A 19,428-nucleotide genomic window follows, 5' to 3' on the forward strand; every position below is an offset into this window, starting at 1 on the left:
TTCATGGCTGTCATTTCCGCATCCACCACCTTCCGCGGCTATCGCCGCGACAACGGCCGCGTCGGCGTACGCAATCATGTGATCGTGCTGCCCGTGGACGACATTTCCAATGCCGCGGCCGAAGCCGTGGCGAACAACATCAAGGGCACGATGGCGCTGCCCCATCCCTATGGGCGCCTGCAGTTCGGCGAAGACCTGGAACTGCACTTCCGCACGCTGATCGGCACGGGCTGCAATCCCAACGTCGCCGCCGTCGTCGTCATCGGCATCGAAGAAGGCTGGACCAAACGCATCGTCGATGCCATCGCCAAGACGGGCAAGCCCGTCGCGGGCTTTTCCATCGAATTGCACGGCGACCATGACACCATCATGCGCGCGTCCAAGGCCGCCAAGGAATTCGTGCACTATGCGACAGCGCTGCAGCGCACCGAATGCCCGATCAGCGACCTGTGGGTATCGACCAAGTGCGGGGAGTCCGACACGACTTCAGGCTGTGGGGCCAATCCCACCGTGGGCAATGCCTTCGACAAGCTGTACCCCCTGGGCACCACGCTGGTATTCGGCGAGACGTCCGAGCTGACCGGCGGCGAGCATATCGTGGCGGAGCGCTGCGCCAACGACAAGGTGCGCGAGCGCTTCATGTTCATGTTCGACCGCTACCAGGCCATGATCGATCGCTGGAAGACCAGCGACCTGTCCGAATCGCAGCCGACCAAGGGCAATATCGCTGGCGGCCTGACGACGATCGAAGAAAAGGCCATGGGCAACATCCAGAAGATAGGCAAGAAATGCCGCGTCGACGGCGTGATCGACAAGGCGGAGATTCCCGATCACAGCGGGCTGTGGTTCATGGATTCATCGTCGGCCGCCGCGGAGATGGTCACCCTTTGCGCCGCGTCGGGCTATGCCGTGCACTTCTTCCCCACCGGCCAGGGCAATGTGATCGGCAATCCCATCCTGCCCGTCATCAAGATCTGCGCAAACCCGCGGACCGTGCGCACCATGTCCGAGCACGTCGACGTGGATACGTCGGGTCTGCTGCAACGCGACATGGACCTGGACCAGGCCGGCGACAAGCTGCTGGAATGCATGATGGCCACCATCAACGGCCGCTGGACGGCGGCCGAAGCGCTGGGCCATCGTGAATTCGTCCTGACGCGGCTGTTCGAAAGCGCCTGAAGCCGGGCGCTTCCCGGCGCACCGGCCCGCAGATGGCCGGGCGCCACGGCGCCGCCGCCGCACACGTGGACGGTGGCGCATCCTATCGGAGGAGACACCATGAAACGCATATCCACGGATCTGCCGCTTTCCGCTGGCCGCCGTTCCGCCCTGGGCGTGCTGGGCGCCGCAGGCCTGGCGCTGGCCGCGCCGTCGTTCAAGGCGTACGGGCAAGGCGACAAATGGCCTTCCAAGCCCATCAATTATGTCGTGCCCTTCCCGCCCGGCGGGCTGACGGACGTGGCGGCGCGCCAGGTCGCCAAGGCCATATCGTCATCCGAAGGCTGGAACGTGGTGGTGGAAAACAAGCCCGGCGGCAGCGCCAATATCGGCGCCGCCTTCGTGGCGCGGGCCGAACCGGATGGGTGTACCTGGCTGGCCATGACCATGTCGCACGCCGCCAACGCCACGCTGTTCAAGGGCAAGGCGGGGTATGACCTGATGACCGACCTGGTCCCACTGGCGGGATTGGCGTCGTCGTCCATGATGATCGTGGTCAACCCCAAGAGCGACATCAAGACGCTGGCCGATTTGACCAAGGCGGCGAAGGCCAAGCCTGGTTCCCTGTCAGCCGGTTCCAGCGGCAACGGCACGCCGCCGCACCTGACGCTGGCCTTGTACCAGCAGCTGACCGGCACCAAGCTGCTGCATGTGCCGTACAAGGGCGGCGCGCCATCGCTGACCGACCTGATCGGCGGCCAGTTGGACGTGATCTTCTCCAACTATCCGGAATCGCTGGCCTACGTCAAAGGCGGCCAGTTGCGCGCCCTGGCGGTCTCGACGAAAGAGCGCAGCCCGGACCTGCCCAACGTACCGACCGTGGCGGAGGCCGGACTGCCGGAGCTGATCGTCGAGAACTTCACCGGCGTGATGGTGCCCGCGCATACCGATCCCAAGCTGGTGGAACGCATCGGCAAGGCCATCGAAAAGCAGGTGCAGCAGCCGGAAATGCAGAAGGCGCTGACGCAGCTGGGTTTCATTCCGCGTCCGCGCGGACCGGCGGAGTTCAAGCAGTACCTGGCGGGCGAAGTCGCGCGCTGGGCCAGGACGATACAGGAAGCGAACATCCAGGTCGGCTAGCCGCCCGGATGGGCGCCGTCACGCTGGCGCGGGCGCATGGGCGCCGACGCCGGTTTCATCGTCATGTCGTGCGAGCGAGGCTATGCACATCGTTATTTCCGAATTCATGGACGCGCCGGCGGTGGACCTGCTGCGGCGCGACTTCGACGTCCGGTACGAACCGGACCTGGTGGACCGGCGCGCCGAGCTGCTCAAGGTCCTGGACGGCGCCGACGCCCTGATCGTGCGCAACCGCACCCGCGTGGATGGAGAGATGCTGGCGGCCGGGCGCGGGCTGAAGGCCGTGGGCAGACTGGGGGTGGGACTGGACAACATCGATGTGGTGGCGTGCCGCGATCGCGGGATCCACGTGCTGCCCGCGACCGGCGCCAATGCGCGCGCGGTCGCGGAATACGTGGTGACCAGCGCCCTGGTGCTGATACGCGGCGTCTACCACGGCAGCCTGGCGGTGGCGCAAGGCGCCTGGCCGCGCCCGGCGATGTCCAATGGCCGCGAGGTTCATGGCCGCACGCTGGGCATCGTCGGCTTCGGCGGCATCGGCCGCCTGACCGCGCGCCTGGCGCGCGGGGTGGATATGCAGGTCGTCGCGCATGACCCGATGCTGGCGGACGACGATCCCGTCTGGCGTGAGAGCGGCGTCACGCCGGTGCCCCTGATCGAGCTGCTGGCGCGATCGGATGCCGTCACCCTGCATATTCCCCTGACCGAAGGCACGCGCAATCTGTTCGACGCGCCGCGCATCGCCGCGATGAAGGACGGCGCCGTCCTGATCAACACGGCACGCGGCGGCATCGTCGACGAAGCCGCGCTGGCGCGGGCCCTGCGCGAAGGCAAGCTGGGCGGCGCCGCCGTGGACGTGTTCGACGACGAACCGCTGCCCGCCGGCAGCCCCCTGGCCGATGCGCCGCGGCTTATACTCACGCCCCACGTTGCGGGGCTGAGCATGGAAGCCAACACACGGGTTTCCGACATGGTGGCGCAGCGCGTAGCGGAAGTATTGAAATCGGGAAATCGACATGGCCACGATGCAACTTGACGCGCTTTACGATCTTGCGGCCGCGGCGCTGCAAGGGGCCGGCGCCAACCCGCGTATGGCCGCGGACACCGCGCGCGCCTTGATCTACGCCGAAAGCCAGGGCATCGCGTCGCACGGCGTATCGCGCGTGCCGTTCTACGCGACGCACCTGCGCAATGGCCGCGCGGATGGCCAGGCGGTCGCCCGCATCGCGCGCGAACGCGGTGGCGCGGTACTGGTGGACGCCGCCGATGGCCTGGCTTTCAGCGCCTGTGCGCTGGCGATCGAGCAGGCCATCCAGCGCGCGGGCGAACATGGCGTGAGCTTCGCCGGCGTCTGCAACAGCCATCATTTCGGCGTGGCGGCCTACCACCTGGACGCGGTGGCCAGGGCCGGCATGGTCGGCCTTGCCATGGGCAACTCGCCTTCGGCGATGTCGGCCTGGGGCGGCAAGCGGGCGCTGTTCGGCACCAACCCCATCGCGGCGGTATTTCCGCGCCGTGACGCGCTGCCGCTGGTGATCGACCTGTCGCTATCGGAAGTCGCGCGCGGCAAGCTGATGGTGGCGGCGCGCGACGGCAAGGACATCCCGCTGGGCTGGGCGCTGGATGCCGACGGCCAGCCCACCACCGATCCCAAGGCAGGCCTGGCCGGCAGCATGCTGCCCATGGGTGGCGCCAAGGGCGCCATGCTGGCGTTGATCGTCGAGCTGCTGGCCTGCGCGCTGACCGGCGCGCATTTCGGTTTCGAGGCGGATTCCTTCTTTACCGAGCAAGGCAACCGCGCGCGCATCGGCCAGGCCTTCCTGGTCATCGACCCGGGCGCGCTGGCGGGGCGTGACGTTTACCTGGAACGCGTCGATACGCTGGTATCGGCTATGCTCGCGGACGAAGGCGTGCGCCTGCCCGGGCAACGCCGCGCCGGCCTGGAGCAGCAGGCGCACGTACAGGGCGTGAATGTGCCCGAGACCTTGCTGGCCGAAATGAAGGAGCTGGCGGGCCGGGCCTGAAACCGGAGACAGACATGGCGGAAGCCGGCAAGACCCGTATCGGCATCATCGGCGTGGGCCAGATGGGCCACGGCATCGCGTTCAACATCGCCAAGGCCGGCTATCCGCTGGTGTTCCTGGACCATCCCGGCAACCAGCCGGTGGACGACCTGCTGGCGCGCGGCGCCACCAAGGCGGCGACCGCGGCGGACGTGGCGCGGCAAGCCGATATGGTCATCCTGTGCGTGACCGGCACCCCGGAAGTCGAAGACGTCCTGTTCAAGGCCGGCGGCGTGCTGGCCGGGATGCGCGCGGGCACGGTGGTGATCGACTGCTCCACCGCCATTCCTTCGTCCACGATGAAAGTGGCCCAGGCCGTGGAAAAGGCCGGCGGCCTGTTCCTGGACGCACCCATGACCCGCACGCCCAAGGAAGCCGCCGAAGGCCGGCTGAACCTGATCGTGGGCGGCGATCCCGCGCTGTTCGAACGCTGCAAGCCGGTGCTCCAGGCCTATGCCGAGAACATCGTGCACGCGGGCCCGATCGGCTCTGGCCATCGGCTGAAGCTGCTGCACAACTATGTGTCGCTGGGTTTTTCGGCGGTGCTGGCAGAGGCAGCGGCGTGCGCCAGGCTGGCCGACGTGGATTCCGCCGTGCTGCTGGACATCCTGGCCAAGGGCGGCGGCGATGGCGTGGTGCTGGGCCGGCTGCGCCCTTATATCGAATCCGGCGATACGGGCAGTTTCCGGTTTTCCATCGCCAACGCGTTGAAGGACATGGGGTACTACACCACCATGGCGCAGGAAACCGGCGCGCCGCACGGCACGGCCCAGGCCATACGCGATACCTATGCGCGGGCCAGCCAGGCCGGCATCGCGCAGGCCCCCGTGCCGGAGATCATCGAGTATCTGGCCGGCTCGGAGCCGCCACCAGCCAGGTAAGCTCCGCCTCGTCGAAGCCGGCCGCGCGGCGGGCCTCCAGGTTGAAGGGCCCGCGCTGTCGCGGCGCGGCATGGCGCGCGGCCAGTTCGGCATGCCAGGCGATGCTGTCCTTGCCATGAAGGGCGCATAGATGACGCCACCATCGGTTGCCGACCGCGACGTGGCCGATTTCCTCGCGCAGGATGACGTCCAGGATGGCCGCGCCGGCCTCGTCGCCGACGGCCAGCAGCTTGTCCCGTATCTGCGGTGATGCATCGAGGCCGCGCGCTTCCAGGATGCGCGGCACCAGGGTCAGGCGGGCCGCCAGATCGTCGCGCGTCTTTTCCGCCATTTCCCATAGGCCGTTGTGGGCGGGAAAGTCGCCGTAGCCGTGCCCCAGCGTGGCCAGGTGCGCGTTCAGCAACTGGAAATGGCTGGCTTCTTCCTTGGCCACGCGCAGCCAATCGCGGTAGAAATCCGCCGGCATGCCGGCGAAGCGCCATACGATGTCCAGCGCCAGGTTGACGGCGTTGAACTCGATGTGCGCGATCGCATGGATCAGCGCCGCCCTGCCGGCCAGGGTGCTTACGGGGCGCGGCTTGAGCTGTGCGGGCGGCACCAGTGGGGGACGCGGAGGCCGGCCGGGCAGGTCGGGCGGTTCCTGCAATACGGCCATGCAGTCGACGGGTGCATCCGGCGCCATGGCGTCGACCTGGCGCAGCTTCTGCTCCCAGGCCGGCAGCGCCAGCGCCCGCAGGGCGGCCGCGCGCAGCTCGGTCTGCCCGGGGTTGGGAGGTGCGGCATCATTCATCCCGCCAGGGTAACGGAAAAGCGGGGGCGGGACCGGCCCTGCCCTATACTGCGGGCATCCATGCCTACCGCCATGACCGCCGATATCCGCCTGCAAGTCCTCGAATCACTCAGCGACGTGGAGCCTGCCCTGTGGGACGGTCTGGCGGGAGCGCAGCCCTTCCTGCGCCATGCCTTCCTGAGCGCGCTGCACGAGACCGGCTGCGCGGCGCCCGATACGGGGTGGACGCCCTTCTACCTGAGCCTGTGGCGTGGCGATGCGCTGGCTGGCGCGATGCCGCTCTACGTCAAATCGCACTCGCGCGGCGAATTCGTGTTCGACCAGCTCTGGGCCGATGCCTTCGCCCGCCATGGCTTGCGCTACTACCCCAAGCTGCTCTGCTCGGTGCCCTTCACCCCGGTGACCGGGCCGCGCCTGCTGGCCGCCTCGCACGAGGATCGCGTCGCGCTGGCGCGCGGCGCCATCGAACTGGCGGCCAGGCTCAAGCTCTCGTCCCTGCACGTCCTGTTTCCCAACGACCAGGATGCGGCCGCGCTGCGCGAAGCCGGCTACCTGATCCGCCAGGGCGTGCAATTCCACTGGCGCAACCAGGGCTATCGCGATTTCGACGGCTTCCTGGCGTCGCTGAACCACGACAAGCGCAAGAAACTGCGGCAGGACCGCAAACGAGTGGCGGCCGCCGGCGTCGGCTTCCGCTGGCGGCGCGGCGGCGACATCGACGATGCCGCGTTGCGGTTCTTCCATGGCTGCTACCAGGAAACCTACCGCAACCACTGGTCCAGCCCATACCTGAACCTGGAGTTCTTCCAGCGCATACACCGCGCCTTGCCGGATGCCCTGGTGCTGATCGAAGCCCATCGCGACGGCGTGCCCATCGCCTGCGCGCTGAACATGACCGACGGCGGCGCCCTTTACGGGCGCCACTGGGGCACGCACGATTTCGTCCCCGGCCTGCATTTCGAGACCTGCTATGTGCAGGGGATCGAGTATTGCCTGGCCAACGGCATCGACCGCTTCGAGGGCGGCGCCCAGGGCGAACACAAGATGGCGCGCGGCCTGCTGCCCGAGCCCACCTGCTCGGCCCACTGGATTGCCGACAGCCGCTTCGAGGCGGCCATCGCGGACTTCCTGGACCGCGAGGGCGCCGCCATGGGCGACTATCGCGAAGAATTGGCCGCCCATACGCCGTTCAAAAACAACGGCGCGGGCTGAAATGACCTGTCCTGGGACGCCAGGACCGTGGTTTGCTTGATATTGCACATTGCTGCATCGTATTGTGTCGGCTCTGCTCATCAAGACAAAATTCAAAAGTCCTGCCAACGAAGGTGTACGGTCCATATGAAGAACCAATCCTTGAAACGGCGCATTTATGCGAGCTTTGCCGCAATCCTGGCGGTGATGCTTCTGATGGTGATCGTGGACTACACGCGGCTGCTGGCGGTGGACCGCGACGCGCAGGGCATGGACCAGGATTCGCTGCCGGGGCTGCGTTATGCCATGGACATGCGCAACACCTGGCGCGACGCCTACGATGTGCTGCGCGAAGGCGTCAGCGCCCAGGTCGAACAGACCGCCACCGCCGCGGTCTCCAAGGTGCGCGCCGACGTCGCCCGCACGCAGGGCCAGCTCGATGCCGACATGCGCGGGTATGAGTCGACGCCATTCATCGGCGACGACAGGGCGGTCTATGACGACTTCAAGCGGGCGCTGGACGCCTATCGCAAGATCGAGGACCGGATACTCGGCAGCCTGCAGGCCGGCGATGCGGCCGGCGCGCGCGACCTGCTGCGCGGCCAGCTGCAGCAGGTGTTCAAGGAAGGCCTGGCGGTGACGGACAAGATGCTGGCCGAGAACCGCCAGCGCACCGACGACGCCATCGATCACATACTGGCCGCCCTGCGCCATGCGGAAGCCATCATGCTCGTCGGCCTGTTGCTGGCGGTGATCGTGGCCGTGGCGGCGGGCGCGCTGCTGATGCGGGCAATCAACGGGCCCATGCAACGCATCGTCTCGGTATTGGGGGCATTCGGCAAGGGCGACCTGGCCAGCCGGCTGGACCTGGGACGCCGCGACGAATTCGGCGCCATCGAAACGGGCTTCAACCGCATGGCAGACGAACTGACGGATCTGGTCGGCAAGGCGCAACGCTCCGCCATCCAGGTGGCGACATCGGTCACGCAGATCGCGGCCACGTCCAAGGAGCAGCAGGCCACGGCGTCCGAAGTCGCCGCCACCACTACCGAGATCGGCGCGACTTCGCGGGAGATCGCGGCAACATCTCGCGATCTGGTGCGGACCATGAACGAGGTGTCGGGCGCCGCGGACCAGACCGCCAGCCTGGCCGACGAAGGCCATCACGATCTGGCGCGCATGGAAACCACGATGCGCACGGTGATGGACGCCGCCGGCTCGGTCAACGCGAAACTGGCGGTGCTGAACGAGAAGGCCGGCAATATCAACCAGGTGGTGACCACGATCAACAAGGTCGCCGACCAGACCAACCTGCTGTCGCTGAATGCGGCCATCGAGGCCGAGAAGGCGGGCGAATACGGCCGCGGCTTCGCCGTGGTGGCCACCGAGATCCGACGGCTGGCGGACCAGACCGCCGTCGCCACCTTCGATATCGAACAGATCGTGCGGGAAATCCAGTCTTCCGTGGCGGCCGGCGTCATGGGCATGGACAAGTTTTCCGAAGAAGTGCGGCGGGGCGTGAACGAGATGCAGCAGGTGGGCGAACAGCTGGCCCAGATCATCCAGCACGTGCAGACGCTGGCGCCACGCGTGCAGATGGTGAACGAAGGCATGCAGGCCCAGGCAACGGGCGCCGAACAGATCAACCAGGCGCTGAGCCAGCTGGCCGACGCCACGCAGCAGACCGTGGAATCGCTGCGCCAGTCCAGCGTCGCCATTGATGACCTCAACACGGTCGCGGGCGAACTGCGCGGCAGCGTCACGCGGTTCAGGATGTGATGGCTACCGCCGCGACGCGCGCAAACACCGATCCGGCACGCGCCGAAACCGGCACGCGGGCCAGGCGGCTGTTCCTGCGCTTCGACATCGCGGGCGACCGCTACGTCCTGCCGGCTTCGCCTATCGTGCGCATGCTGCCCTGGATGCCGCTGAAGGGCTTGCCGGCCGCGCCGGCGTGGGCGGCGGGCGTGCTGCTGTACGGCGATGCGCCAGTGCCTGTCATCGATATCAGCGCGCTGGCGACCGGACGCCATTCGGCGGCGCGGGCCAGCACGCGGATCGCGGTAGTGGAATACCGGGCCACGCCGCCGGCGCGGCTGCTGGGGCTGCTGTTGGAGCACGCGACGCAGACCGTGCACTACGACGAGGGCGAGTTCGTGCCCTGCGGCCTGGACTATCCCGATGCGCGTTATCTCGGTCCCGTGCGGCCCGACGAACAGGGCCTGGTGCAGATGGTCGGCGTCGATGACCTGCTGCCGGCGCGGGTCCGCGAGCACTTGTTCCAGCAAGCCGCGCGGGCCGTCGGCGGGTCCGCGGGACAGGAGTCCGCGCCATGACGATGGACGACTTCAGCGCACTGCTCAAGCGGCGGATAGGACTGGATGCGGAATCCATAGGCACGGCCGCCGTCGAACGGGCGGTACGGCAACGCGCCCAGGCCACCACGGGCGGCGATCCGGCGGCATATTGGCAGTTGCTGGTCGGCTCCGTCCGGGAACAGCAGGAGCTGATAGAAACCGTGGTGGTGCCGGAAACCTCTTTCTTCCGGCATGCCGAGTCGATGGACACGCTAGCCCTGCTGGCGCGCCAGCGCGCCGCGCACGGCGACGCCCTGCGCATCCTGAGCCTGCCCTGTTCCAGCGGAGAAGAGCCCTACACCATCGCCATGGCGCTGCTGGATGCCGGCATCGATCCACAGCGTTTCGCCGTGCTGGGCATGGATATCAGCGACCGCCTGGTGGCGCGCGCCGAACAAGGCATCTATGGCCGCAATGCGTTTCGGGGCGAGGCGCTGGACTACCGGGCGCGGCACTTCGCAGAGACGCCGCAGGGATATTCCGTGAGCCCGCGCGTGCGGGCCCACGTGCGTTTCCAGTCCGGCAATCTGCTGGATCCGGCGCTGGCCTTGCCGGCCGATGCCTACGACTTCGTGTTCTGCCGCAATCTGCTGATCTACTTCGACAATCCGACGCAGGAGGCCGCGGTGGGCGTGCTGCGGCGGCTGTGCCGTACGGACGGCGTGATCTTCGTCGGACCGGCCGAGGCCAGCCTGCTCACCCGGCTGGGGTTGAAGCAGATCGACGCGGCGCGCGCTTTTGCATTTCGCAATGCCGTGGCGGCCACGCCGGCAGCGGACCTCAAGCGTGCGCCGCTGGCGGCCGGCCGCGGCGCCGCGCCGCGCCGGCCCGTCCGAGCGCCCGCGGCTCCAGGACGGACCCGGCCGTACGCGCTGACCTGCGCGGCGCCCCAGGCGCCGGAGCCCCGCCTGGGAAGCAAGGGCGACGGGCAGGCGCCGGAGCCACGCGCGGCAAACAAGAGTGACGGACAGGCAACGGCGTCGCGGCCCGGTGCCATGCCCGACCGTGGCACGGCCGGAACAGCCTCGCTGGAACACATACAGGCGCTGGCCGATGCCGGCCGGCTGGACGACGCCCGCGCCGCGGCCAATGCGCACATCCAGGCACACGGCGCGTCCGCGCCGGCCTATTATCTGATCGGGCTGCTGGCCGATGCGGCCAACCAGCCGGCGGCGGCCGAGATGGCATACCGCAAGACGCTGTACCTGGATCCGGGGCATCGGCAGGCTCTGCTGCATCTGGCCTCGTTGCTGGAAACCCGTGGCGAGGTCGCACCGGCCCGCCAACTGAGAGCGCGCGCGGCGCGTCACGGAAACGGCTATGCATGATCGGGAGTCCGCGCCGATAGATGACTGCTGGAACCGCATCGGCGTACGCGGCGACCGGTCCTGCCCGCGGCTGGCGGAATATATCCATTGCCGGGAATGCCCGGTGCAGGAAGAAGCGGCCAAGCACCTGCTGTATCGCGCGCAGGCGGATACCGCGGTCCTGCAGACAGGCGCCGCCGCGATGCCGCCGGTCACCACGGCCGGGGCGCGGCCCGACGCGTTGGCGACCGCCACCGGCACGGACACGACCTCGCTGCTGATCTTCCGCCTGCACGCGGAATGGCTGGCGCTGCCGGTGTCGGCGCTGGCCGAAGTCACGCCCATGCGCCCTGTCCACAGCCTGCCGCGCCGGCCCGGCGTGGTCCTGGGCGTGTGCAATGTCCGCGGACGACTGGTTCCCTGCATTTCGCTGGCCGCCTTGCTCGACCTGGCGCCGCGCGAGGACGCCGCCGACAAGGCCACGCCGCGCATGCTCGTCCTGTCCACGCGCGGCGGCACCATCGTCAGCCCGGTCGACGAAGTGGCCGGCATACAGCCCTACCCGCGTACGGCCATCGGCCCCCTGCCCGACACGCTCGCCGGCGGCCACTATGCGGCGGGCGTCGTGCACTACCGCGACCGCGCCGTCGGCATGTTGGACGCCACCAGGCTGGCGCATGCGATCGAGGGGAAATTGGCATGAGTCCCAACTCCCTGCGCGACGCCTCCCTGCTGGACTTGTACAAGATGGAAGCCGACGTCCAGGTCCAGGTACTGGATGCCGGATTGCTGGCCCTGGAGCGCGACCCGCTGGCGCAGGACCACCTGGCCGCCTGCATGCGCGCGGCGCATTCACTAAAGGGCGCGGCGCGCATCGTCGGCCTGGATGGGCCGGTGCGGGTGGCCCATGCGATGGAAGACTGCCTGGTCGACGCGCAGAAGGGCCGCGCGCCGCTGGATGCCGCCGCCATCGACATGCTGCTGCGGGGGACCGATCTGCTGCGTCATATGCCGACGGCGGATGCACAGGCCGACGTCGCGGCCGCCCAGGCCTTCATCGATACGCTGGGCGGGACGCCCGAGGGCGGCGCCATCGCGGAAACCGCGACGCCCACGCCGACGCCGCGGTCCGGCACGGCGGATGTGGCGCACCTCGGGGCTCCAGACGCGATACCGGTGCCCTCGCCGATGCCCGCACCGCCGGTGACGCCGATCGCGGAAACGATCACCGACCCGATCGCGGTGCCGGCCATCGGCCCGAACGACGCGCCGATCCCGGCATCGACCATCGACCCCGCCGCCAGGCCGGCAGGCACCGGCGCCGAGGCACCCGGCGCACCGCCACGCGACGGCCAGGTTGCCGAACGCGCCTTGCGCGTAACGGCGCGTACGCTGGACGAGCTGCTGGGCCTGTCCAGCGAAACCCTGGTCGAGGCCAACCGCCTTTCGCCCTTCGCCGCCTCCCTGCTCCCCCTCAAGCGCATGCAGGACGGCCTGGCCAAGGCCCTGGAATCCCTGCATCACTCGGTGGCCGCCGGCGGCGCCGACGCCGCCGCCCTCGCCGCCCTGGAGCAGGCAAGCCAGCACGCCGCCGCCTGCCAGGACATGCTGGCCGACCGCATGGCTCAGGCCGATCAATTCGGCTGGCGTATCGGCGACCTGGGCCAGCGCCTGTACGACACGGCGCTGCAATGCCGCATGCGCCCCTTCGGCGACGCGGTCGCGGGCCTGCCACGCATGGTGCGCGATCTCGCCCGCACGCTGGGCAAGCAGGCGCGGCTGGAAATCGTCGGCACCGACACCCGCGTGGACCGCGACATCCTGGAAGGCCTGGACGCGCCGCTCACGCACCTGCTGCGCAACGCCGTCGACCATGGCATCGAAATGCCCGCCCAGCGCCGCGCCGCCGGCAAGCGTGAAGAAGGCACCGTCACGCTGCAGGCACGCCACAGCGCCGGCATGCTCGTGGTGGAAGTCTCCGACGACGGGCGCGGCATCGACGTCGCCGCCCTGCGCGAAGAGATCATCCGCCGCGGGCTGGCCACGCGGCAGACCGCCGACGCGCTCAGCGAAACGGAAACGCTGGCCTTTCTTTTCCTGCCCGGATTCACCACCCGCGCGGCCGTCACCGAGATATCCGGCCGCGGCGTGGGCCTGGACGTGGTGCACGACATGGCGCGGCGCCTGCGCGGCACCGCCCGCGTATTGCAGCGTCCCGGCCAGGGCGCCCGCTTCACGCTGGAGCTGCCGCTATCGCTGTCGGTGGTGCGCAGCCTGATCGTCGATATCGCCGGCGAACGCTACGCCTTTCCGCTGGCCTACGTGTCACGTACGCTGCGCTTGCCGCGCGCCGCCATCGCGCAGTTGGAAGGGCGGCAGCACTTCACCCACGACGGCGCGCAGATCGGCCTGGTCGGCGCCAGCCAGGTGCTGCAATACGCGCGGCAACCGGCGCTGGGCGACCTGGTGGCGGTCGTGCTGCTGACCGATCCGCAGGGCCGCCGTTACGGCGTCGCCGTGGACCGCTTCATCGCCGAGCAGACACTGGTGGTGCAACCGCTCGATCCACGCCTGGGCAAGCTCCAGGATATCCAGGCTGGCGCGGTCATGGAGGACGGCGTGCCCGTGCTGATCCTGGATGTCGAGGACATGCTGCGCACCATCGAAAAGCAGGCCGCCGGCGGTACCCTGCGCCGCGTTGACGGACCCGCCGCCGAGCGCACCGCCGAACGCCGCAAGCGGATCCTGGTGGTGGACGATTCGCTGACCGTGCGCGAGCTGGAACGTAAACTGCTCGGCAATCGCGGCTACGAGGTGGCGGTCGCCGTCGACGGCATGGATGGCTGGAACATGTTGCGCGCCCAGCACTTCGATCTGGTGGTCACGGACGTGGACATGCCGCGCATGGATGGCATAGAACTGGTCACCCTGATCCGCAAGGATCCGCGGATGCAGTCGATGCACGTGATGGTGGTTTCATACAAGGACCGGCCGGAAGACCGGCAGCGGGGCCTGGACGCCGGCGCCGACTATTACCTGGGGAAGAGCAGCTTCCACGACGACGCGCTGCTGGATGCCGTCGAAGACCTGATAGGACGGGCGGACGCGTGAAGATAGGCATCGTCAACGACAAACCGGCGGCGGTGGAGGTGCTCAGGCAGGTCCTGGCCACCGACCCCGATCTGCAGGTCGCGTGGATCGCCTTCGACGGCGCCGAGGCCGTGCAACGTTGCGCGGCTGCGCGGCCGGACATCGTGCTGATGGAACTCGCCATGCCGGTGATGGACGGCAGCGAAGCCACCCGCCGCATCATGGCGGACACGCCCTGCGCGATCATCATCGTCGCCACCGACGTCGACCAGAATACGTCGCGCGTCTTCGACGCCATGGGCCATGGCGCGCTGGACGCCATCGAGATCCCCGCACTGGGGGCCCGGGACGCCCAGTCCGCCGCGGCGCCGCTGCTGCGCAAGATCCGCAATGCCGGCTGGCTGATCGGGGCCTATGACCGCCAGCGCCCCGCCTCGAAGGGCCCCGTCCCGCCGGTCTCGGCCACCGCGCCGCGGCAGCTCGTCGCCATCGGCGCGAGCGCGGGCGGCCCGCCGTCGCTGGCGCTGCTGCTCAAGGCGCTGCCGGCCGATTTTCCGGCCGGGATCATCCTGGTCCAGCACGTGGACGCGACCTTCGCGCAGGATATGGCGCGCTGGCTGGACGAACAGATCCCGATGCCGGTGCGGCTGGCGCTGCCGGGCGACACGCCCGCGCCCGGGACCGTCCTGCTGGCGGGCACCAACGACCACCTGGTACTGCTGCGCGACGGCACGCTGAACTACACCAGGCAACCGGTGGAAGGCCTGTACCGCCCTTCCATCGACGTTTTCTTCAACAGCGTGGCGCGCCAATGGCGCGGCGACGCGGCAGGGGTACTATTGACAGGCATGGGAAGGGACGGCGCGCTCGGGCTGAAAACGATGCGCGACCACGGTTTCCTGACCATCGCCCAGGACCGCGCCACGAGCGCTGTCTACGGCATGCCCAAGGCGGCGGCCGAACTGGGCGCCGCATCGGAAATCGTACCTTTGCACCGTATCGCGGAAAGCCTCGCCAGGCACTTCGCGCGCAAGCCAGCATGACGCACTAAGGAACAAGAAATGGAACCAGTCATCGACTACGTGGCCGGGCTCGACAATAAACCGCAGAACGCCATGGTGTTGCTGGTGGACGACCAGATCATGGTTGGGGAGGCGGTGCGACGCGCGCTGGCCGACGAACCCAATATCGATTTCCACTTCTGCCCGGATGCGCAGGAAGCGCTGAACGTCGCGACCCAGACGCGACCCACGGTGATCCTGCAAGACCTGGTGCTGCCCGGCGTGGACGGCCTGACGCTGGTGCGCGCCTACCGCGCGAACCCCGCCACCCGCGACATTCCCATCATCGTGCTGTCGTCCAAGGAAGACGCCGAGGTCAAGAGCGCGGCCTTCAGCGCGGGCGCCAACGATTACCTGGTCAAGCTGCCGGACACCATCGAGCTGGTGGCGCGCATCCGCTATCACTCGCGCTCGTATCTGGCGATGCAGCAGCGCGACGAGGCATACCAGGCGCTGCGGCAGAGCCAGCAGCAATTGATGGAAATCAACCTGGAGCTGCGCCGCCTGACCAATTCCGACGGCCTGACGGGACTGTCCAACCGCCGCTACTACGACAGCTACCTGAGCGCGGAATGGAAACGCGCCATGCGCGAGCAGAGCGAGATCAGCATGCTGATGATCGACGTCGACCATTTCAAGAGCTACAACGACGCCTACGGCCATATGGCGGGCGATGAAGTGCTCAAGAAGGTGGCGCACACGATCGCCAGTTGCTGCGACCGCTCCACCGACCTGTGCGCGCGTTTCGGCGGCGAGGAGTTCACGGTGGTGCTGCCCGGCACGCCGTTGTCCGGCGCGCGCCTGGTGGCGGAAAAAATCCGCCGCTCCGTCGAAGGCCTGCATATTCCGCATCGCGATTCGGCGACCTCTGAATGGCTGACGGTCAGCGTGGGCATCGCCACGGCCGTGCCCGACCGGGCGGACCGCTATACGCAGATCATCGACGCGGCCGACCGTGGGCTGTACAACGCCAAGCGGCACGGACGCAATCGCGTGATGGCGCGTTCCGACGAATAACTCAGTCGTCCCCGGCGCCGAACCAGTCCGGGTTGCGCGCGCGTATCGGCTCGAACGAGATGGTCAATTCGCGCAGGTGTGCCGCCATGGCGGCCTGCGCGGCCGGCGCGTCGCCGTCGCGCAAGGCGCTGTAGATCGCATCGTGCTGTTCGATCAGGCGGTCCAGCGGCGACACTTCGGCCAGGCTCAGATAGCGGACCCGGTCCATATTCGCCTTGATGTTTTCTATCGTCTGCCACACCGCTGGGCAGTCCGCCGCCGCCGCGATGGCCTGGTGAAAAGCGTCGTCCAGGTCCAGAAAGGACGCCGTGTCGTTCGCCCGCGCGGCGCGGCGCTGGCCGTCCAGCAATCCGGCGATGGCATGCAGCTGTGGCTGGGTGACGCGTTGCGCCGCCCGCGCGGCCACGGCGACTTCCACGGCTTCGCGGATGAAACGGCCGTCTTCCACCCGGCGGGGCGAAATCTTCATGACGAAGGTGCCGCGTTGGGGCAGCACCTGCACCAGGCCGGCCTCGCCCAGCTTGATGAAGGCTTCGCGCACCGGCTGGCGCGATACGCCCAGCCGTTCGGAGATGTCTTTTTCCGATAGCGGCGAGCCGGGCGGGAAAGTGCCCTTGACGATGGCCTCGCGCAGGATCCGGTAGATGCGCTGGTTCACCGGGCCCGGCATGTCGCCGGGCATCGCGAGCGCGGCCATGCCGCCTTCCGGCTTTCTGCGCGCTGCTGCCATGGGCCTGTCCTGTTTCATGAGCAAGGCCCGAGTATAGGTCTAACGATGGCCCCAATCCTGCAGGTCCGCGCCGCCGCGCCTGACCGGCGCGGTTTCCGGCAGCAGCCGCAGCGCCGCCAGCGAGGCGACGCCCAGCACCAGCATGTACACCGCCAGCCCCGCGTAGTGGCCGCCGCTGGACTGGATGATCTTGACCGCCACCAGGCCCAGGATGCCGCTGCCGATCAGCGACCCGATCTGCCATATCAGTGCGATGCCGCTGCAACGCACGCGGGTGGGAAACAGCTCCGGAAACATGGAAGCCTGCGGCGCGTAGCACAGCGCATGGCCCACGGACAGCACCAGGATCATCGCCAGATGGGTCAGCAGCCGGTCGCCGCTGTTCAACATCAGGAAGAAGGGAACCACCATGAGCACCTGTACCAGCGCCCCCGCCATGTAGACCGGACGGCGGCCGTAGCGATCCGACAGCCAGCCGGCCAAGGGGATGGTGAACAACTCCACCCCCACCGCCAGCAGGATGCCTTGCAGCAGCCACGCATCGTTCAAGTGGTTGGCCTTGCCGTAGGCCAGCACGATGGTGCTGTACATGGCGAAGGCGCAGGCTTCCACCAGCTTGGCGAAGACGCCCTTGGTGATGATGCCGGGAAAGGTGCGCAGGACCTCTACCACCGGCCGTGACTCCACCGCCTTGGTTTTGCGGATCTCGTCGAATACCGGCGATTCATCGATGCGCAGGCGCACGTAGAGCCCGATCACGACCAGCACCAGGCTGAGCAGGAAGGGAATGCGCCAGCCCCAGTCCAGCAACTGCGCCTCGCTGAGCGTGGACGTGAGCACGGCGAACAGGCCGGCGGGAATCAGGAAGCCCGCCGGCGCGCCCAGTTGCACCCAGCTGGCGTAGAAGCCGCGGCGCGCGCGCGGCGCATACTCCGCGGTCATCAGCACCGCGCCTGCCTGCTCCCCGCCGACGCCGAAGCCCTGCAGGATGCGGATCAACACCAGGGCGAGCGGCGCCCAGAAGCCGATGCGTTCGTAGGTCGGCATCAGGCCGATGACGAAGGTTCCCAGGCCGACGATCAGGATGGTGATCACCAAGGCCTTCTTGCGGCCCAGCTTGTCGCCGAAATGGCCGAACACGATGCCGCCGATCGGCCGCGCCAGGAAGCCGACCGCGTAGGTCGCGAAGGCGGCCACCGTCCCGACCATGGGATCGGAACTCGGAAAAAACAGCTTGCCGAAGAACAGCACCGCGGCGGTCGCGTAGACGAAGAAATCGTAGTACTCGGCGGCCGTTCCTATGGTCGAGGCGACGGCGGCGCGCCGCAGCATGCCGGTGGGCGCCTGGCGAGCGTCGGCGGCCCGGGCGTGGCTGGTGATGGTGCTCATGTCTGCTCCAGGTTCATTCTGTTTTTGGTACTGCCGGTTTTCTACCAGCTCCACAGCGTGCCGTCTTCCAGCCGCGCCACCGGCAGGTATGCCGGGTCGTAGGGATATTTGGCGGCGAGCTTTTCGTCGATGTCCACGCCCAGCCCGGGCGCTTCGCCGGGATGCATGGTCCCCTTGCTGAACGACCAGGCATGGGGAAACACTTCCAGCGCCTGCTCGGGATAGCCCATGTATTCCTGCACGCCGAAGTTCGGCACCCACAAATCGAAATGCAGCGCGGCGCCCATGCATACCGGCGACAGGTCCGACGGGCCGTGGCAGCCGGTGCGCACCTGGTAGAGCGCCGCGAAGTCGGCGATGCGACGCATATGCGTGATGCCGCCGGCGTGCGTCAGCGTGGCGCGGATGTAGTCGATCAATTGCTCTTCGATCAGTTGCTTGCAGTCCCAGATGCTGTTGAAGACCTCGCCCACCGCGACCGGCGTGACCGTATGGCGTCGGATCAGGCGAAAAGCCTCCTGGTTCTCGGCGGGTGTGGGATCTTCCATCCAGAACAGCCGGTACGGCTCCACCGACTTCCCCAGCCGCGCGGCTTCGATCGGCGTCAGGCGGTGGTGCACATCGTGCAGCAGATGCGTATCGAAGCCGAAGCGCGCGCGCACCGCTTCGAACAGGCGGGGGATGAAATCCAGGTATTTCTCGCTCGACCAGGATTGCTCCTCGGGCCAGCCCTTGGTCGCGGGCTCGTAGGCGCCGCCGTGCTTGGTCACGCCATAGACCGACTTCATGCCCGGCACCCCGCACTGGATGCGGATGGCCTGGTAGCCCTGGTCGACATGCTCGGCATACTTGTCCAGCGCCTCTTCCAGATCACGGCCGGTGGCATGGCCGTAGACCATCACGCGATCGCGCGATGCGCCACCCAGCAACTGGTACAGCGGCATGCCGGCCATCTTGGCCTTGATGTCCCACAGCGCCATGTCCACCGCGGCGATCGCCGACATGGTGACCGGGCCCCGCCGCCAGTACGCACCCTTGTACAGGTATTGCCAGGTATCTTCGATATTGCGCGGATCGCGGCCGATCAATACCGGGCATACGTGGTCCTTCAGATAGGAGGCCACGGCCAGTTCGCGTCCGTTCAACGTCGCGTCGCCCACCCCATGCACGCCCTGGTCGGTGACCAGCTTCAAGGTGACGAAGTTGCGCCCCGGGCAGGTGACGATGACCTCGGCGTGGGTGATTTTCATGTCG

General features: G+C 67.9%; 17 protein-coding genes. 13 read left to right on the top strand and 4 right to left on the bottom strand.

Annotated features, from left to right (window positions below):
• Window positions 1-3 precede the first annotated feature (3 nt).
• From CAL12_RS19015 to CAL12_RS19035, 5 genes are all read left to right on the top strand, one after another.
• The gene (locus CAL12_RS19015) at window positions 4-1,179 is read left to right on the top strand and encodes a UxaA family hydrolase (RefSeq protein ID WP_086066061.1); all 1,176 of its coding nucleotides are present in this window, start codon (window positions 4-6) and stop codon (window positions 1,177-1,179) included.
• A gap of 99 nt (window positions 1,180-1,278) precedes the next feature.
• The gene (locus tag CAL12_RS19020) at window positions 1,279-2,298 is read left to right on the top strand and encodes a Bug family tripartite tricarboxylate transporter substrate binding protein (protein ID WP_086066062.1); all 1,020 of its coding nucleotides are present in this window, start codon (window positions 1,279-1,281) and stop codon (window positions 2,296-2,298) included.
• 82 nt (window positions 2,299-2,380) lie between these two features.
• Window positions 2,381-3,334 (top strand): hydroxyacid dehydrogenase, encoded by a 954-nt coding sequence (locus tag CAL12_RS19025; RefSeq protein WP_086066063.1) that lies wholly within the window; start codon window positions 2,381-2,383, stop codon window positions 3,332-3,334.
• Window positions 3,315-4,322 (top strand): Ldh family oxidoreductase, encoded by a 1,008-nt coding sequence (locus tag CAL12_RS19030; protein WP_086066064.1) that lies wholly within the window; start codon window positions 3,315-3,317, stop codon window positions 4,320-4,322. The genes CAL12_RS19025 and CAL12_RS19030 overlap by 20 nt, the downstream gene beginning before the upstream one ends.
• A gap of 14 nt (window positions 4,323-4,336) precedes the next feature.
• Window positions 4,337-5,242, top strand: coding sequence for an NAD(P)-dependent oxidoreductase (locus tag CAL12_RS19035; protein ID WP_086066065.1), 906 nt, complete (start codon window positions 4,337-4,339; stop codon window positions 5,240-5,242).
• On the opposite strand, the gene CAL12_RS19040 is transcribed toward CAL12_RS19035, so the two are convergent.
• Window positions 5,199-6,032 carry a ferritin-like domain-containing protein gene (locus tag CAL12_RS19040; RefSeq protein WP_086066066.1) on the bottom strand — a complete coding sequence of 278 codons (834 nt, stop codon included), beginning with the start codon at window positions 6,030-6,032 and terminating at the stop codon, window positions 5,199-5,201. The two genes, CAL12_RS19035 and CAL12_RS19040, sit on opposite strands and share 44 nt — an antisense overlap.
• Window positions 6,033-6,104: 72 nt before the next feature.
• On the opposite strand from CAL12_RS19040, the gene CAL12_RS19045 reads away from it, so the two are divergent.
• The 8 genes from CAL12_RS19045 to CAL12_RS19080 all read left to right on the top strand — a co-directional run bounded on the left by CAL12_RS19045 (window position 6,105) and on the right by CAL12_RS19080 (window position 16,055).
• Complete coding sequence (locus CAL12_RS19045) at window positions 6,105-7,244, top strand: GNAT family N-acetyltransferase (RefSeq protein WP_086066067.1); 1,140 nt, start codon at window positions 6,105-6,107, stop codon at window positions 7,242-7,244.
• A 126-nt stretch (window positions 7,245-7,370) separates the two neighbouring features.
• Window positions 7,371-9,002, top strand: a complete 1,632-nt coding sequence (locus CAL12_RS19050) for a methyl-accepting chemotaxis protein (RefSeq protein ID WP_086066068.1) — start codon at window positions 7,371-7,373, stop codon at window positions 9,000-9,002.
• Window positions 9,002-9,559 carry a chemotaxis protein CheW gene (locus tag CAL12_RS19055; protein WP_086066069.1) on the top strand — a complete coding sequence of 186 codons (558 nt, stop codon included), beginning with the start codon at window positions 9,002-9,004 and terminating at the stop codon, window positions 9,557-9,559. Before CAL12_RS19050 ends, CAL12_RS19055 begins: the two co-directional genes overlap by 1 nt.
• Window positions 9,556-10,908, top strand: coding sequence for a CheR family methyltransferase (locus tag CAL12_RS19060; protein WP_086066070.1), 1,353 nt, complete (start codon window positions 9,556-9,558; stop codon window positions 10,906-10,908). Before CAL12_RS19055 ends, CAL12_RS19060 begins: the two co-directional genes overlap by 4 nt.
• Window positions 10,901-11,590 carry a chemotaxis protein CheW gene (locus CAL12_RS19065; protein WP_086066071.1) on the top strand — a complete coding sequence of 230 codons (690 nt, stop codon included), beginning with the start codon at window positions 10,901-10,903 and terminating at the stop codon, window positions 11,588-11,590. The genes CAL12_RS19060 and CAL12_RS19065 overlap by 8 nt, the downstream gene beginning before the upstream one ends.
• The gene (locus CAL12_RS19070; protein ID WP_086066072.1) at window positions 11,587-13,998 is read left to right on the top strand and encodes a hybrid sensor histidine kinase/response regulator; all 2,412 of its coding nucleotides are present in this window, start codon (window positions 11,587-11,589) and stop codon (window positions 13,996-13,998) included. The genes CAL12_RS19065 and CAL12_RS19070 overlap by 4 nt, the downstream gene beginning before the upstream one ends.
• Entirely contained in the window at window positions 13,995-15,020 is a 1,026-nt protein-coding gene (locus tag CAL12_RS19075) for a chemotaxis response regulator protein-glutamate methylesterase (protein WP_086066073.1), read from the top strand. Before CAL12_RS19070 ends, CAL12_RS19075 begins: the two co-directional genes overlap by 4 nt.
• A gap of 18 nt (window positions 15,021-15,038) precedes the next feature.
• Window positions 15,039-16,055: a response regulator gene (locus tag CAL12_RS19080; protein WP_086066074.1), complete on the top strand. Its 1,017-nt coding sequence runs from the start codon at window positions 15,039-15,041 to the stop codon at window positions 16,053-16,055.
• A 1-nt stretch (window position 16,056) separates the two neighbouring features.
• On the opposite strand, the gene CAL12_RS19085 is transcribed toward CAL12_RS19080, so the two are convergent.
• From CAL12_RS19085 to manD, 3 genes are read right to left on the bottom strand one after another with little or no spacing between them, the layout of a single operon-like run.
• Entirely contained in the window at window positions 16,057-16,785 is a 729-nt protein-coding gene (locus CAL12_RS19085) for a GntR family transcriptional regulator (RefSeq protein WP_269768402.1), read from the bottom strand.
• 39 nt (window positions 16,786-16,824) lie between these two features.
• A complete protein-coding gene (locus tag CAL12_RS19090; RefSeq protein WP_086066075.1) occupies window positions 16,825-18,174 on the bottom strand; it encodes an MFS transporter in 1,350 nt (449 codons plus the stop codon).
• 41 nt (window positions 18,175-18,215) lie between these two features.
• Window positions 18,216-19,424: a D-mannonate dehydratase ManD gene (manD, locus tag CAL12_RS19095; protein ID WP_086066076.1), complete on the bottom strand. Its 1,209-nt coding sequence runs from the start codon at window positions 19,422-19,424 to the stop codon at window positions 18,216-18,218.
• Window positions 19,425-19,428 lie beyond the last annotated feature (4 nt).

Origin of the sequence: Bordetella genomosp. 8 (assembly GCF_002119685.1) — a bacterium.
GTDB lineage: Bacteria > Pseudomonadota > Gammaproteobacteria > Burkholderiales > Burkholderiaceae_B > Bordetella_C.

Excerpts from the sequence above, each read along its gene's own strand:
- CAL12_RS19050 (WP_086066068.1), top strand. The coding sequence starts at position 7,371 with ATGAAGAACCAATCCTTGAAACGGCGCATTTATGCGAGCTTTGCCGCA.
- CAL12_RS19040 (WP_086066066.1), bottom strand. The coding sequence starts at position 6,032 with ATGAATGATGCCGCACCTCCCAACCCCGGGCAGACCGAGCTGCGCGCG.
- CAL12_RS19085 (WP_269768402.1), bottom strand. The coding sequence starts at position 16,785 with ATGGCAGCAGCGCGCAGAAAGCCGGAAGGCGGCATGGCCGCGCTCGCG.
- CAL12_RS19025 (WP_086066063.1), top strand. The coding sequence starts at position 2,381 with ATGCACATCGTTATTTCCGAATTCATGGACGCGCCGGCGGTGGACCTG.
- CAL12_RS19015 (WP_086066061.1), top strand. The coding sequence starts at position 4 with ATGGCTGTCATTTCCGCATCCACCACCTTCCGCGGCTATCGCCGCGAC.
- CAL12_RS19060 (WP_086066070.1), top strand. The coding sequence starts at position 9,556 with ATGACGATGGACGACTTCAGCGCACTGCTCAAGCGGCGGATAGGACTG.
- CAL12_RS19080 (WP_086066074.1), top strand. The coding sequence starts at position 15,039 with ATGGAACCAGTCATCGACTACGTGGCCGGGCTCGACAATAAACCGCAG.
- CAL12_RS19055 (WP_086066069.1), top strand. The coding sequence starts at position 9,002 with ATGGCTACCGCCGCGACGCGCGCAAACACCGATCCGGCACGCGCCGAA.
- CAL12_RS19030 (WP_086066064.1), top strand. The coding sequence starts at position 3,315 with ATGGCCACGATGCAACTTGACGCGCTTTACGATCTTGCGGCCGCGGCG.
- CAL12_RS19065 (WP_086066071.1), top strand. The coding sequence starts at position 10,901 with ATGCATGATCGGGAGTCCGCGCCGATAGATGACTGCTGGAACCGCATC.
- manD (WP_086066076.1), bottom strand. The coding sequence starts at position 19,424 with ATGAAAATCACCCACGCCGAGGTCATCGTCACCTGCCCGGGGCGCAAC.
- CAL12_RS19045 (WP_086066067.1), top strand. The coding sequence starts at position 6,105 with ATGACCGCCGATATCCGCCTGCAAGTCCTCGAATCACTCAGCGACGTG.
- CAL12_RS19020 (WP_086066062.1), top strand. The coding sequence starts at position 1,279 with ATGAAACGCATATCCACGGATCTGCCGCTTTCCGCTGGCCGCCGTTCC.
- CAL12_RS19070 (WP_086066072.1), top strand. The coding sequence starts at position 11,587 with ATGAGTCCCAACTCCCTGCGCGACGCCTCCCTGCTGGACTTGTACAAG.
- CAL12_RS19090 (WP_086066075.1), bottom strand. The coding sequence starts at position 18,174 with ATGAGCACCATCACCAGCCACGCCCGGGCCGCCGACGCTCGCCAGGCG.
- CAL12_RS19035 (WP_086066065.1), top strand. The coding sequence starts at position 4,337 with ATGGCGGAAGCCGGCAAGACCCGTATCGGCATCATCGGCGTGGGCCAG.